A 13,569-nucleotide genomic window follows, 5' to 3' on the forward strand; every position below is an offset into this window, starting at 1 on the left:
GACTATCTGGTTTGCTCACATAACGGGGCTAAAAACTGAAACAGTTCGCGCGATGACCAGACCTGTTGGCCACAGGCGCGGACGGGTAAAACAGGCATCAACGCGTTACAAACAATAACTTCATCAGCGGTCAGTAGCGCCTCTTCCCTTTCGCTAACTTCGACAACGCGAAAACCCGAGTGTGCCAACTGTTGCAAACAAAACTGACGCATAATGCCCTTCACCCCAGCCTGCTCCAGTGAAGGTGTGAAGACATCACGGCCCTTCCGCCAGAGTAAATTAGCCGCACAGCATTCCGTAATGAACCCTTCGCTGTCAAGAACCAGCGCCTCATCAGCATCCGTCTGTTCAAGATGAGTACGAATCAGCACCTGTTCAAGGCGATTGAGGTGTTTAATTCCGGCCAGCATGGGGTTGCGGCCCAGTCGTATCGGGCTCAGCGTCAGCGTGACGCCGTCTTTGCGCCAGCTTTCATAATGTGCGGGATAAGCGGATACGGAGAGTATGCGCGTGGGGTTCTCACAGCTGGCCCCGCTATACCCCCTCCCTCCGCTGCCGCGACTGATGATAACTTTCAGCACGCCACTGCTCTTCTCTGACACCAGCTGGCTCATCTCACGTCGCAGCGTGTCCCAGTGCTGAAAGGGGATCATTAAGGTTTCGCAGGCCGTTTGCAGACGGCGGATATGCGCGTCGAGCAGGCATACTTGCCCGTCAATAATTCGCGCCGTCGTAAAGCAGCCATCACCAAACTGCGTTGCTCTGTCGCTGGCAGGCAGATTCTCCTGCTCAAGGCCATTGATCAAAAACATGATGTCTCCTGATGCGTGGGGGTTCAGTCTGGCAGGATGCCTTTAACCGGACAAGGGGATTACGCTTAATAAAAAAGGCCCGACTAGCGGACCTTTTTTAATAGCCATCGTGCAGTCAGGCTCAGACCTTTTTGAAGATCAGAGAGCCGTTAGTACCACCGAAGCCGAAGGAGTTACACAGGGTGTACTCCATACCGCTAACCTGACGCGCTTCGTGAGGAACGAAGTCCAGATCGCAACCTTCATCCGGGTTATCCAGGTTGATGGTTGGCGGAACAGCCTGATCGCGCAGCGCAAGGATGGAGTAGATTGACTCTACTGCACCCGCCGCACCTAACAGGTGACCGGTCATGGATTTCGTGGAGCTCACCATTACGCGGCTGGCAGATTCACCGAAGATAGACTTAACCGCCTGAGCTTCAGCTTTATCGCCTGCAGGCGTAGAAGTACCGTGCGCGTTAACGTAGCCAATCTGTGCTGGAGTAATACCCGCATCACGAATCGCATTTTCCATCGCCAGCGCAGCACCCGCACCGTTCTCCGGAGGAGACGTCATGTGGTAAGCATCGCTGCTCATGCCGAAACCAACGATTTCAGCATAAATTTTCGCACCGCGTTTTTTCGCGTGCTCGTACTCTTCCAGTACGATCATACCCGCACCGTCGCCCAGCACGAAGCCGTCACGGTCTTTATCCCACGGACGGCTCGCAGCCTGCGGGTTATCATTACGGGTAGACAGCGCACGCGCCGCACCAAAACCGCCGACACCCAGTGGGGTACTGGCTTTTTCAGCACCGCCCGCAACCATAGCATCTGCATCGCCGTACGCAATGATACGCGCGGCCTGGCCGATGTTATGTACGCCGGACGTACATGCGGTAGCGATGGAAATGCTTGGCCCACGCAGACCGAACATAATGGTCAGGTGACCTGCCACCATGTTAACAATCGTGGACGGAACGAAGAACGGGCTGATCTTACGCGGTCCGCCATTCATCAGAGATGTATGGTTTTCCTCGATCAGGCCAAGACCGCCGATCCCGGAGCCAATAGCGGCGCCGATACGGGATGCGTTCTCTTCCGTAATCTCAAGGCCAGAATCCTGCATGGCCTGAACGCCAGCGACAATTCCATATTGAATGAAGGCATCCATCTTGCGCTGTTCTTTGCGCGAGATGATCTCTTCACAGTTAAAATCCTTTACTAAGCCAGCAAATTTCGTTGCATAGGCGCTAGTATCGAAATGGTCGATTAGGCTGATGCCGCTCTGACCGGCAAGGAGAGCTTTCCAGGTGGACTCTACGGTATTGCCGACAGGAGACAACATGCCAAGTCCGGTCACAACTACACGACGCTTAGACACGTTTGTCCTCCAGGGAGGGATAAAAAAAGAGATTCGTGGGACTAAAAAAGATAAAACTCAGGCGGTCGAATGACCGCCTGGAGATGTTCACTTACGCCTGGTGACCGTTGATGTAATCAATGGCAGCCTGAACGGTGGTGATTTTCTCAGCTTCTTCGTCCGGAATCTCAGTATCAAACTCTTCTTCCAGAGCCATTACCAGCTCAACGGTGTCAAGAGAATCTGCGCCCAGGTCTTCAACGAAGGAAGCGGAGTTCACAACTTCTTCCTGCTTAACGCCCAGCTGTTCGCCGATAATTTTCTTAACGCGTTCTTCGATAGTGCTCATACTCTTAAATTTCCTATCAAAACTCGCTTTCGCGATGGTTTTCGTAGTGTATAAAATGTTGAAAAATTTGCAACTAAATCCCGGCAGGTCTTACCACGATTTTACGTTATTTTGAGGCCAAGCCCTACAATAACGCAAATATTTTTCATCGTGATTAAACCATATACATCCCGCCATTGACGTGAAGGGTTTCACCAGTGATGTAACCCGCTTCGTCAGAGGCTAAAAATGCAACCGCGCTGGCGATTTCTTTAGGGTCGCCAAGACGACCCGCCGGAACTGCCGCCAGCGTACCCGCACGCTGATCATCGGTCAGCGCACGCGTCATGTCCGTTTCAATAAAGCCCGGAGCAACAACGTTTACAGTAATACCGCGGGACGCGACTTCACGTGCCAGCGACTTACTGAAGCCAATCAGACCTGCTTTCGCCGCAGCGTAGTTAGCCTGACCAGCATTTCCCATGGTACCAACCACAGAACCAACAGTGATAATACGACCATGACGCTTTTTCATCATAGCGCGCATTACCGCTTTTGACAGACGGAATACAGATGACAGGTTGGTTTCGATAATATCGTTCCACTCGTCATCTTTCATTCGCATCAGCAGGTTGTCGCGCGTGATCCCGGCATTATTGACCAGAATATCGACTTCGCCAAACTCTGCGCGAATATTTTCCAGAACAGATTCGATAGATGCAGGTTCGGTCACATTGAGTACCAGACCTTTACCGTTCGCACCCAGATACTCGCTGATGGCCTGAGCGCCATTCTCGCTGGTTGCTGTACCAATCACTTTCGCGCCGCGCGCAACCAGTGTTTCAGCAATTGCACGCCCGATACCGCGGCTTGCGCCGGTAACCAGTGCGATTTTTCCTTCAAAACTCATGGTATTCCTCTTTTATTGCGCGAGTGCCGCTGACAGTGCTTCCGGCTCGTTAATGGCCGAGGCAGTCAGGGTATCAACAATACGTTTTGTCAGGCCGGTGAGGACTTTACCTGGACCGACTTCATACAGATGCTCAACGCCCTGTGACGCCATAAACTCAACGGTTTTGGTCCACTGTACCGGGCTGTAAAGCTGGCGAACCAGCGCGTTACGGATTGCCTCCGGCGCGGTTTCGCATTTCACATCGACGTTGTTAACAACGGAAATCGTCGGTGCGTTAAACGTAATTTTTTCCAGCTCAACCGCCAGTTTGTCGGCGGCTGGCTTCATCAGCGCGCAGTGTGACGGAACGCTGACCGGCAGTGGCAGCGCACGTTTCGCGCCAGCAGCTTTACAGGCAGCACCAGCACGTTCAACCGCTTCTTTATGACCGGCGATAACGACCTGGCCCGGCGAGTTAAAGTTTACCGGTGAAACCACCTGACCTTCAGCAGATTCTTCACACGCTTTTGCAATCGAAGCATCATCCAGACCGATGATAGCAGACATGCCACCCGTGCCTTCCGGCACCGCTTCCTGCATGAATTTACCGCGCAGTTCTACCAAACGTACCGCGTCAGCAAAGGCGATCACACCCGCACACACCAGTGCAGAGTATTCACCGAGGCTGTGGCCGGCGAGCAGTGCAGGCGCTTTGCCGCCCTGCTGCTGCCATACACGCCACAGCGCAACGGACGCGGTCAGCAGTGCTGGCTGAGTCTGCCAGGTTTTGTTCAGTTCTTCGGCTGGACCCTGCTGAGTCAACGCCCACAGATCATAACCCAGTGCATCAGAAGCTTCACGGAAAGTCTCTTCAATTACCGGATAGTGTGCTGCCATTTCAGACAACATCCCAACGGTTTGAGAGCCCTGCCCCGGGAACACAAAAGCAAATTGCGTCATTTTTTAATCCTTATCCTAGAAACGAACCAGCGCGGAACCCCAGGTGAACCCGCCACCGAAGGCTTCAAGCAAGACCAACTGGCCCCGTTTGATTCGTCCATCGCGTACCGCTTCATCAAATGCGCACGGTACCGACGCCGCAGAGGTGTTGCCATGGCGATCAAGCGTCACCACAACATTATCCATCGACATGCCCAGCTTTTTCGCGGTTGCGCTGATAATACGCAGGTTCGCCTGATGCGGCACCAGCCAGTCGAGCGCAGAGCGTTCAAGGTTGTTCGCTTCCAGCGTTTCATCAACAATGTGTGCAAGCTCAGTCACCGCCACCTTGAACACCTCATTACCTGCCATTGTCAGGTGAATGGAGCTTTCCGGATTAACGCGATCGGCGTTTGGCAAGGTCAACAGCTCGCCGTAGCTACCGTCGGCATGCAGATGCGTGGAGATGATGCCCGTCTCTTCGGACTGCCCGAGCAGCACCGCACCCGCACCATCACCAAAAATAATGATCGTCCCGCGATCGGTTGGATCACAGGTACGCGCCAGCACGTCAGCGCCGATCACCAGCGCATACTTCACGGCGCCAGATTTAACATACTGATCGGCAACGCTCAGCGCGTAGGTGAAACCTGCGCACGCGGCAGCAACGTCAAATGCCGGGCAGCCTTTAATGCCGAGCATGTTCTGCACCTGGCACGCTGCGCTTGGGAAGGCATGCGTGGCAGACGTGGTGGCGACCACGATCAAGCCAATCTGTTCTTTATCGATGCCAGCCATTTCGATAGCGCGCTGTGCGGCTTCGTAACCCATGGTGGACACGGTTTCGTCTGGCGCGGCGATACGACGTTCACGGATACCTGTGCGCGTGACAATCCACTCGTCAGACGTATCTACCATTTTTTCAAGATCGGCGTTGGTACGCACTTGTGTTGGCAGGTAGCTGCCGGTACCTAAAATCTTCGTATACATGTACGCTCAGTCACTTTTAGCTAATACAGATTCCAGGCGAGCGGCAATCCGTTGAGGAACTTGTCGCTGCACCGCCTGCACTGCCTGTTCTATCGCGACGGAAAAGGCTCGCTGATTGGCCGCACCGTGACTCTTAATCACGATGCCGCGCAATCCTAACAGACAGGCGCCATTATACTGGTCGGGGTTGAGGTGACTGAATCGCCGCGTCAGGCTTTTTTGTAACCAACGCTTTAATAAAATCAGCCACCAGGCGCTTTTTTTACCTTCCCCCTGCGATTTCAGCAGAGAAAGGAACATTCGCACCACCCCTTCCATAGTCTTCAACGTTACGTTTCCGGTGAAGCCATCACACACTAATACATCTGTCTTACCCGTCAGCAACTCATTGGCTTCGAGATAACCAATATAGTTGATGGAGGGAACCTGCTTGAGCAATTCGGCAGCGTCACGAATGCTGTCCAGGCCTTTGGTCTCTTCTTCACCAATATTCAGTAACGCAACGCGGGGATTGTGAATTCCCACTACGTCTTCAGCCAGCACCGACCCCATCACAGCAAACTGAGCCAGCATTGTACTATCACAATCAACGTTAGCACCGAGATCCAGCACCACCGTTTTGCCCTTTTGTTGATGCGGCAACACCGTCACCAGCGCCGGGCGCTCAATGCCCTCAATGGGCTTGAGCAATAATTTCGACAGCCCCATCAGTGCACCGGTATTTCCCGCACTGACGCAAGCCTGTGCTCGCCCTTCTTTCACCAGCTCCAGTGCAATGCGCATAGAGCTGCCACGGCTATTGCGAATAGCCTGCGATGGCCGGGCATCACTGGCAATAACTGACTGTGCAGGAATAATCTGCAGACGTGAACGTTGTTCGAAGTCAGCTTTTGCAAGTAATGGCGTGATTGTGTCGGGATTGCCGACTAAAAGAAGTGTGAGTTGCGAATTAGAATTCAGTGCCTGCAATGCTGCAGGCACTGTCACGGAAGGGCCAAAATCTCCCCCCATGACATCTAACGCCAGGGTTAGACGTGTCAAGGTATCGTCGCAGCCTGGTTCGGTAACTTCCCCGTTTGCACGGGGAAATCCTCACTAAGCCTAATCACGCTAACGCGTGATTACTTAGTGATAACCTTGCGGCCGCGGTAGAAACCGTCAGCGGTGATGTGGTGACGCAGGTGTTTCTCACCAGAAGTCTTGTCTACAGACAGGCTGGTAACTGCAGTCAGCGCGTCATGGGAACGACGCATGCCACGTTTGGAACGGGTTGGTTTATTCTGTTGTACGGCCATGGACCTTACTCCTTAATTACTTACGCTTTAAGCTGGCTAATACGGCAAATGGATTTGGTTTTTGCGCTTCATCAGGCAGTTCCCCAAAGACCATGTCCGCCTCGGACACTTCACAGTGTTCAGAATCATGCACCGGAACCACTGGCAAGGTGAGGATGATTTCATCTTCAACCAGAGCCAGAAGATCGATTTCACCGAATTCGTTAACCTCAATCGGCTCATACGCTTCCGGGAGTGCTTCAGCCTGCTCGTCAGAACGAACGGGACTGAAACAATACGTTGTGTGAACATGCTGTACAAACGGTTTCCCGCAACGCTGACATTCGAGGGTTACCGTCACCTTTGCATCACCGGTTAAAACGGCGAGACGCTGGTTGTCGATAGCGAACGACATGGAGCATTCTACATCACTGTCCACACTGACTACGGATTCGGCAATACGCTCAGCCTGATCGGAAGAATAGATTCCTTCGTAATCAAGGCGTTTTTGAGCCGTACGAACCGGATCAAGAGTCAGGGGTAATTTTACCTTTTGCATAGGGCGCGCATATTAACTTTGTAACGTCATAGAGTCAAAGAAAAAGGCAACCAGAGCTGCCTTTTGCCAATTATTCGCACACATTGCGGCCTGTAGTTTAAAATGGCTGGCATCGATACGCTATATCTGGTGATAAAAATATGCCAAATCTCGTTCTCGCCTCCACTTCACCCTACCGTCGAATGCTGCTGGAAAAGCTCGGGATCCCGTTCGAATGCGCTGCCCCCGACGTTGACGAAACGCCACACTTGGGCGAATCCCCGCGTCATCTGGTGACGCGTCTCGCACAAGAGAAAGCGCAATCGCTGGCCGCACGTTATCCCGCCCATTTGATTATAGGCTCCGATCAGGTTTGTGTACTGGACGGAGAGATCACCGGCAAGCCGCATACGGAAGAGAACGCCTGCCAGCAGCTTCTGCGTGCACGTGGCACTATCGTGACCTTTTATACAGGGCTGGCGCTCTATAACTCCGCCTCAGGCCACCTGCAAACGGAATGCGAGCCGTTCGACGTGCACTTTCGCCATCTCAGCGAGCAGGAAATAACAGATTATGTCCGCCGGGAACGTCCGCTCAACTGTGCAGGAAGTTTTAAAAGTGAAGGATTGGGGATTGCGCTGTTCGACAAGCTGGACGGTCGTGACCCGAATACGCTGGTCGGATTGCCGTTGATTGCACTGTGCCAGATGTTAAGGCGAGAAGCGTTTAATCCGCTGACGATGTGACTGGACCATTGCGGCCTGATGCCCTCACCCCGGCCCTCTCCCACAGGGAGAGGGAGGAAAGCAAAATCAGCCGCGCAGAACCTTCAGGCAACGTTTCAGCTGCTCATCCAGCGGTGCTTCAATACGGATGATTTCACCGGTGTTTGGATGGGTAAACTTCAGCGCAGCCGCATGCAGGAACAGACGCGACAGCCCCGTGCCCGCCAGTTGTTTATCAAACTCGCGGTCGCCATAGCGGTCATCAAACGCAATAGGATGCCCGGCAAACTGGGTATGCACGCGAATCTGATGGGTACGCCCCGTCACCGGGCTGCAGCGCACCAGCGTGGCAAATTCATAGCGCTCTTCAACTTTAAAGCGCGTCTCGGACGGTTTCCCTTCCTGATTCACACGCACAATGCGCTCGCCGCTCTGCAGAATATTTTTCAACAGCGGTGCCTGCACCACTTTTACATGGGACTGCCACTGCCCACGAACCAGCGCCAGGTAGTCTTTCTGCATCCCTTTTTCACGAAGCTGCTCATGCAAAGAACGCAGCGCAGAACGCTTTTTCGCCACCAGCAGCACGCCGGAGGTATCACGATCCAGGCGATGCACCAGCTCCAGGAAACGGGCTTCCGGTCGAAGCGCACGCAGTCCTTCAATCACGCCAAAGCTCAGGCCACTGCCGCCGTGTACGGCTGTACCTGACGGTTTGTTCAGCACAAGGATATAGTCATCCTCATAAAGGATGACGTCACTCAGCGCAGCCACTTTTTGCAGCTTAGGCGAAACCGCCTCTTCTTCACGTTCAGCCACGCGCACCGGCGGGATACGCACTTCATCACCGGCTTCGAGCTTATACTCAGGCTTCACGCGTTTTTTGTTAACCCGCACCTCGCCCTTGCGCAGGATGCGGTAAATCATACTTTTTGGCACGCCTTTCAACTGGGTGCGTAAAAAGTTATCGATGCGTTGCCCCGCATAGTCATCCGCGATAGCAACAATTTTTACGGCTGGAGTCTCTGTTTTCATGGTTGGCGATTCTAAATATCGTCAGCCATTAGCGCCACTCATTTTTCTATGCTTATATTTACTTTTATCCGGCCTGCGCCCCGTTTCGCGCAATCGATTTGGTGGTTATTAAACCAATCACCACCTCGAAGTGAAGAAACTGTGAGTAACCGGGTGATAATTGGTAAAAGTCATCTTGCTATAACCCGGCGAGCAGTGGAATAATGAGGCTGTTTTCCGTGTTAAATCCGGGTTTTGTAAGGATGTCGACGGAATGACCAATTTTGTCTGACCGATCATCCACGCAGCAATGGCGTAAGACGTATTGATCTTTCAGGCAGTTAGCGGGCTGCGGGTTGCAGTACTTCCCGGTATAAGGATTGTTTTCTGGAGAGTTCTACCCAGGCAATTCCCCTGATAATTGCGCTGTGTTTCCGTATGAAATACAGGCAACCGACACTCTGCGCCTCTTAAGCGAGCGACAACCGTGAGGTTGGCGACGTGAACAGACACGAGGCCATCGGTTCATACCCCGGAAAGCGTCACCTTGCCCGCAGCTTTGTCGTCAATGTAAGAATAACGAGTAAGTTACGATGAAAAGAATGTTAATCAACGCAACTCAGCAAGAAGAGTTGCGTGTCGCCCTTGTGGATGGGCAGCGCCTGTACGATCTGGATATCGAAAGTCCTGGACACGAACAGAAAAAAGCGAACATTTACAAAGGTAAAATCACCCGCATTGAACCAAGCCTTGAAGCTGCATTTGTCGATTACGGTGCTGAGCGTCACGGTTTCCTCCCTCTTAAAGAAATCGCCCGCGAATATTTCCCTGCAAACTACAACGCCCATGGCCGCCCAAACATCAAAGATGTTCTGCGTGAAGGTCAGGAAGTTATCGTCCAGATTGATAAAGAAGAGCGTGGCAACAAAGGTGCCGCACTGACGACCTTTATCAGCCTGGCGGGGAGCTATCTGGTTCTGATGCCAAACAACCCGCGTGCGGGTGGTATCTCTCGCCGTATCGAAGGTGATGACCGTACCGAGCTGAAAGAAGCGCTGGCAAGTCTTGAACTGCCGGACGGCATGGGGCTTATCGTGCGTACCGCAGGCGTAGGCAAATCTGCCGAAGCGCTGCAGTGGGACTTAAGCTTCCGTCTGAAGCACTGGGAAGCTATCCAGAAAGCAGCAGAAAGCCGCCCTGCTCCGTTCCTGATCCACCAGGAAAGCAACGTTATCGTACGTGCCTTCCGCGACTATCTGCGTCAGGACATCGGCGAAATTCTGATTGATAACCCGAAAGTGCTTGAACTGGCTCGCCAGCACATCGCCGCGCTGGGTCGTCCGGATTTCACCAGCAAAATCAAACTGTACACCGGTGAAATCCCGCTGTTCAGCCACTATCAGATTGAATCCCAGATTGAATCCGCCTTCCAGCGTGAAGTGCGTCTGCCATCCGGTGGTTCTATCGTTATCGATACGACCGAAGCGCTGACCGCTATCGACATCAACTCCGCGCGTGCAACCCGCGGCGGTGATATCGAAGAGACCGCCTTCAACACCAACCTTGAAGCCGCTGATGAAATCGCCCGCCAGCTCCGCCTGCGCGACCTGGGTGGTCTGATCGTTATCGACTTCATCGACATGACCCCTGTTCGTCACCAGCGTGCGGTTGAAAACCGTCTGCGCGAAGCGGTGCGCCAGGACCGTGCTCGTATTCAGATCAGCCATATCTCTCGCTTTGGCCTGCTGGAGATGTCCCGTCAGCGTCTGAGCCCATCACTGGGTGAGTCCAGCCATCACGTTTGCCCGCGCTGTTCTGGTACCGGTACCGTGCGTGATAACGAATCGCTGTCCCTCTCTATTCTGCGTCTGATTGAAGAAGAAGCGCTGAAAGAGAACACTAAAGAAGTTCACGCCATTGTGCCGGTGCCCGTTGCCTCTTACCTGCTTAACGAAAAACGTGCAGCGGTAAGCGCAATCGAAGCACGTCAGGGCGGCGTTCGCTGCATCATCGTGCCAAACGACCAGATGCAGACTCCGCACTATCACGTGCTGCGTGTACGTAAGGGCGAAGAGACGACCACCCTCAGCTACCTGCTGCCGAAGCTGCATGAAGAAGAGATGGCACTGCCATCCGATGAAGAGCCTGCCGAGCGTAAACTGCCTGAGCAGCCTGCATTAGCCACCTTCATTATGCCGGAAGCGCCGCCGGAAGCCGTGCTGGAAAAACCAGCGGCTAAACCTGCTGCGCAAAAAACTGCGCCAGACGTGGCGAAAGCCCAGCCAGAGCAACCTGGTCTTCTGAGCCGTTTCTTCGGCGCGCTGAAGAAGATGTTTGCTGGCGAAGAAGTTCAGCCGGAGCAGCCAAAAGAAGCACCGAAAGAAGCGAAGCCTGAGCGTCAGCAGGATCGTCGTAAGCGCCAGAACAACCGCCGCGATCGTAATGACCGCAGCGATCGTAACGACCGTAACGAGCGTCGCGACAACCGTTCTGACAACAACGAAGGCCGTGAGCAACGCGAAGATAACCGTCGCAACCGTCGCGAGAAACAGCAGCAGAATGTTGAAGATCGCGAAATTCGCCAACCGGCGGGCGATGAGTCAGAGAAGAGCAAACAGCGCGACGAGCAGCAGCCTCGCCGCGAGCGTAATCGTCGTCGCAACGACGAGAAGCGTCAGGCGCAGCAGGAAGTTAAAAACCTGAACCGCGAAGAGCCTGTTGAACAGCAAGACGCTGAGCAGGAAGAACGTACTCAGGTTATGCCACGTCGTAAGCAGCGTCAGCTGAATCAGAAAGTCCGTTTTGCTTCTGAAACGACCGAAGAGACAACTGTTGTTGCGGAAACCGTCGCCGAAAGCGCGCCGCAGACCCAACTGGCGAAAGTTGATCTGCCAGCTGTGGTAGAGAACAACGCCGAGCAGGACGATAACGGCGAAGGTCGTGATAACGCAGGCATGCCGCGTCGTTCACGTCGTTCTCCTCGTCACCTGCGCGTGAGCGGTCAGCGTCGTCGCCGTTATCGTGACGAGCGTTACCCGACTCAGTCTCCAATGCCGTTAGCCATCGCGTGTGCGTCGCCTGAAATGGCATCCGGTAAAGTCTGGATCCGCTACCCGGTTGCTCGCCCGGAGCAGATTGTTGAAGAACAGTCTGTCACCGAAGAGGTGATTGCACCTGTCGTTGCAGCTGAAGAGGTTGTGGCGGCAGCAGCGACGGTGGTTGAGCCGCAGGCTGTGGAAGTGGAAGCCGAAGCCCCACAGGCGGTTGAAGTGGAAACCACCCATCCTGAAGTGATTGCTGCCCCGGTTGATGCCGCACCGCAGTTCATCGCCGAAGAAGACACGGTCGTGGCCGAAGAGGTTGCTGAAGAAGTTGAAGCCGCCGCGCCGGTTGAAGACACCGCTGACGCTGTTATCGAAACGGTGACAGAAGAGGTGGTTCAGGACGTTGAACTTGATGTTGAACCGGTTCGTGAAGCCGAAGAAGCTCCAGCGCCTGAGGTGAAACCAGCGCCAGTGGTTACTGCGCCAGCGGCAGCACACGTTGCAACGGCACCCATGACTCGCGCACCTGCGCCTGAGTATGTGCCGGAAGCACCACGTCAAAGCGACTGGGTTCGCCCGGAGTTCAACTTTGACGGCAAAGGTTCAGCAGGTGGTCACAGCGCGACGCATCAGGCGACTGCACCGGCAACCCGCCCCCAGTCTGTTGAGTAACACACGTTAAGACGAAAAGCCGACCTCAGGGTCGGCTTTTTTATTGCGCATTTGCTGGCTTTCTCATTCCGGCTATACCCGGCATCACCTGCTTCATCATCTCCAGAAAACGTCGCAAGCGCGCAGGATAGTATCGCGACCACGGATAAACCAGATGGACAGGCAACGCCGTGGGTTGCCACTCGGGCAGAAGAGGGATTAAGCGCCCTTCCTGAATATCCTCTTTCACCGTCCAGCTTGATACCAGCGCCACCCCCAGCCCGGTCAGGGCCGTATTTCGCGCCACGTACAGGCTGTCCGTGCTCAGACGCGGCGTAATGGCAATGCGTGTCGGCTGCGCTGCACCATCAAACAATTCAACGTGTCGCTGGTAGAAGGTGCTGATGGCAATCCAGGGCAGCGCCTGCAAATCCTCTGGCTTGCTAACCTTTGGGAAGCGTGCCAGCAACGCAGGAGAGGAGACGATGGAGCGCGGTACCTCTGCCAGCTGTACGGAAACCGTGGCGGGATCGACCTCGGCACCCACGCGGATCGCACAATCAATATTGTCGCTGAGGAAATCCACCGACTTATCGTTCAACATCCACTCAATGGAAAGCTGAGGGTAGCGCTGCAAAAATTCCGTCAACGGTTTCAGGAGCTGTTCCTGACCAAAGGCGTGCGGTGCCCGCACCCGCAATACCCCAACCGGTTCATCCTCCGCCTGCCCGACTTCATCTTCCAGCGCCAGCCAGCTATCAATCACCCGCCGGGCATGCTGATAGCAGCGTTCACCGTCGTCAGTAAGCCTGATGGCATGGGTGGTTCGCAGCAGCAGGCGAGCCCCCAGCAACGTTTCCAGAGACTGCAAACGTCGGCTTACCGTGGCCTGAGTCGTCGAAAGCTGCCTTGCCGCTGCCGAGAGCGAGCCGGTTTCCACGATGCGAACAAAAGTTCGCATCAGTTCCACCCTGTCTATACGCTCAACTCGCTTCATACTTTCCTCTGTCATACGCTTAA

13 protein-coding genes are annotated in these 13,569 nt (G+C 54.2%); 2 read left to right on the forward strand and 11 right to left on the reverse strand.

Annotated elements, in window-relative coordinates; genetic code table 11:
- Window positions 1-2: 2 nt before the first annotated feature.
- From pabC to yceD, 9 genes are all read right to left on the reverse strand, one after another.
- Window positions 3-812, reverse strand: a complete 810-nt coding sequence (pabC, locus tag HV355_RS21755; protein ID WP_182403417.1) for an aminodeoxychorismate lyase — start codon at window positions 810-812, stop codon at window positions 3-5.
- A 121-nt stretch (window positions 813-933) separates the two neighbouring features.
- Window positions 934-2,175 (reverse strand): beta-ketoacyl-ACP synthase II, encoded by a 1,242-nt coding sequence (gene fabF, locus HV355_RS21760; RefSeq protein WP_010429707.1) that lies wholly within the window; start codon window positions 2,173-2,175, stop codon window positions 934-936.
- A 91-nt stretch (window positions 2,176-2,266) separates the two neighbouring features.
- A complete protein-coding gene (gene acpP, locus HV355_RS21765; protein WP_003857954.1) occupies window positions 2,267-2,503 on the reverse strand; it encodes an acyl carrier protein in 237 nt (78 codons plus the stop codon).
- A gap of 154 nt (window positions 2,504-2,657) precedes the next feature.
- Window positions 2,658-3,392 (reverse strand): 3-oxoacyl-ACP reductase FabG, encoded by a 735-nt coding sequence (gene fabG, locus HV355_RS21770; protein ID WP_010429699.1) that lies wholly within the window; start codon window positions 3,390-3,392, stop codon window positions 2,658-2,660.
- Between the two features lie 12 nt (window positions 3,393-3,404).
- Window positions 3,405-4,334, reverse strand: coding sequence for an ACP S-malonyltransferase (fabD, locus tag HV355_RS21775; protein WP_032647992.1), 930 nt, complete (start codon window positions 4,332-4,334; stop codon window positions 3,405-3,407).
- 15 nt (window positions 4,335-4,349) lie between these two features.
- The gene (locus HV355_RS21780) at window positions 4,350-5,303 is read right to left on the reverse strand and encodes a beta-ketoacyl-ACP synthase III (protein WP_182403419.1); all 954 of its coding nucleotides are present in this window, start codon (window positions 5,301-5,303) and stop codon (window positions 4,350-4,352) included.
- A gap of 6 nt (window positions 5,304-5,309) precedes the next feature.
- Window positions 5,310-6,344, reverse strand: coding sequence for a phosphate acyltransferase PlsX (gene plsX / locus HV355_RS21785; protein WP_010429690.1), 1,035 nt, complete (start codon window positions 6,342-6,344; stop codon window positions 5,310-5,312).
- 80 nt (window positions 6,345-6,424) lie between these two features.
- Complete coding sequence (rpmF, locus tag HV355_RS21790) at window positions 6,425-6,598, reverse strand: 50S ribosomal protein L32 (protein WP_003857964.1); 174 nt, start codon at window positions 6,596-6,598, stop codon at window positions 6,425-6,427.
- A gap of 16 nt (window positions 6,599-6,614) precedes the next feature.
- Window positions 6,615-7,136 (reverse strand): 23S rRNA accumulation protein YceD, encoded by a 522-nt coding sequence (gene yceD / locus HV355_RS21795; protein WP_006174678.1) that lies wholly within the window; start codon window positions 7,134-7,136, stop codon window positions 6,615-6,617.
- A gap of 140 nt (window positions 7,137-7,276) precedes the next feature.
- On the opposite strand from yceD, the gene HV355_RS21800 reads away from it, so the two are divergent.
- A complete protein-coding gene (locus tag HV355_RS21800; protein WP_182403421.1) occupies window positions 7,277-7,861 on the forward strand; it encodes a nucleoside triphosphate pyrophosphatase in 585 nt (194 codons plus the stop codon).
- Between the two features lie 66 nt (window positions 7,862-7,927).
- Here the strand turns inward: HV355_RS21800 and rluC are convergent, their stop codons facing one another.
- Entirely contained in the window at window positions 7,928-8,875 is a 948-nt protein-coding gene (gene rluC, locus HV355_RS21805; protein WP_148399581.1) for a 23S rRNA pseudouridine(955/2504/2580) synthase RluC, read from the reverse strand.
- A 572-nt stretch (window positions 8,876-9,447) separates the two neighbouring features.
- On the opposite strand from rluC, the gene rne reads away from it, so the two are divergent.
- Entirely contained in the window at window positions 9,448-12,570 is a 3,123-nt protein-coding gene (gene rne, locus HV355_RS21810; RefSeq protein WP_182403423.1) for a ribonuclease E, read from the forward strand.
- Window positions 12,571-12,610: 40 nt separating this feature from the next.
- Here the strand turns inward: rne and HV355_RS21815 are convergent, their stop codons facing one another.
- Entirely contained in the window at window positions 12,611-13,561 is a 951-nt protein-coding gene (locus tag HV355_RS21815; RefSeq protein WP_182403425.1) for a LysR family transcriptional regulator, read from the reverse strand.
- Window positions 13,562-13,569 lie beyond the last annotated feature (8 nt).

The organism is Enterobacter sp. RHBSTW-01064 (genome assembly GCF_014103035.1).
Classification (GTDB): domain Bacteria; phylum Pseudomonadota; class Gammaproteobacteria; order Enterobacterales; family Enterobacteriaceae; genus Enterobacter; species Enterobacter mori.

Excerpts from the sequence above, each read along its gene's own strand:
- pabC (WP_182403417.1), bottom strand. The coding sequence starts at position 812 with ATGTTTTTGATCAATGGCCTTGAGCAGGAGAATCTGCCTGCCAGCGAC.
- acpP (WP_003857954.1), bottom strand. The coding sequence starts at position 2,503 with ATGAGCACTATCGAAGAACGCGTTAAGAAAATTATCGGCGAACAGCTG.
- fabG (WP_010429699.1), bottom strand. The coding sequence starts at position 3,392 with ATGAGTTTTGAAGGAAAAATCGCACTGGTTACCGGCGCAAGCCGCGGT.
- fabD (WP_032647992.1), bottom strand. The coding sequence starts at position 4,334 with ATGACGCAATTTGCTTTTGTGTTCCCGGGGCAGGGCTCTCAAACCGTT.
- HV355_RS21780 (WP_182403419.1), bottom strand. The coding sequence starts at position 5,303 with ATGTATACGAAGATTTTAGGTACCGGCAGCTACCTGCCAACACAAGTG.
- rpmF (WP_003857964.1), bottom strand. The coding sequence starts at position 6,598 with ATGGCCGTACAACAGAATAAACCAACCCGTTCCAAACGTGGCATGCGT.
- yceD (WP_006174678.1), bottom strand. The coding sequence starts at position 7,136 with ATGCAAAAGGTAAAATTACCCCTGACTCTTGATCCGGTTCGTACGGCT.
- HV355_RS21800 (WP_182403421.1), top strand. The coding sequence starts at position 7,277 with ATGCCAAATCTCGTTCTCGCCTCCACTTCACCCTACCGTCGAATGCTG.
- rluC (WP_148399581.1), bottom strand. The coding sequence starts at position 8,875 with ATGAAAACAGAGACTCCAGCCGTAAAAATTGTTGCTATCGCGGATGAC.
- rne (WP_182403423.1), top strand. The coding sequence starts at position 9,448 with ATGAAAAGAATGTTAATCAACGCAACTCAGCAAGAAGAGTTGCGTGTC.
- HV355_RS21815 (WP_182403425.1), bottom strand. The coding sequence starts at position 13,561 with ATGACAGAGGAAAGTATGAAGCGAGTTGAGCGTATAGACAGGGTGGAA.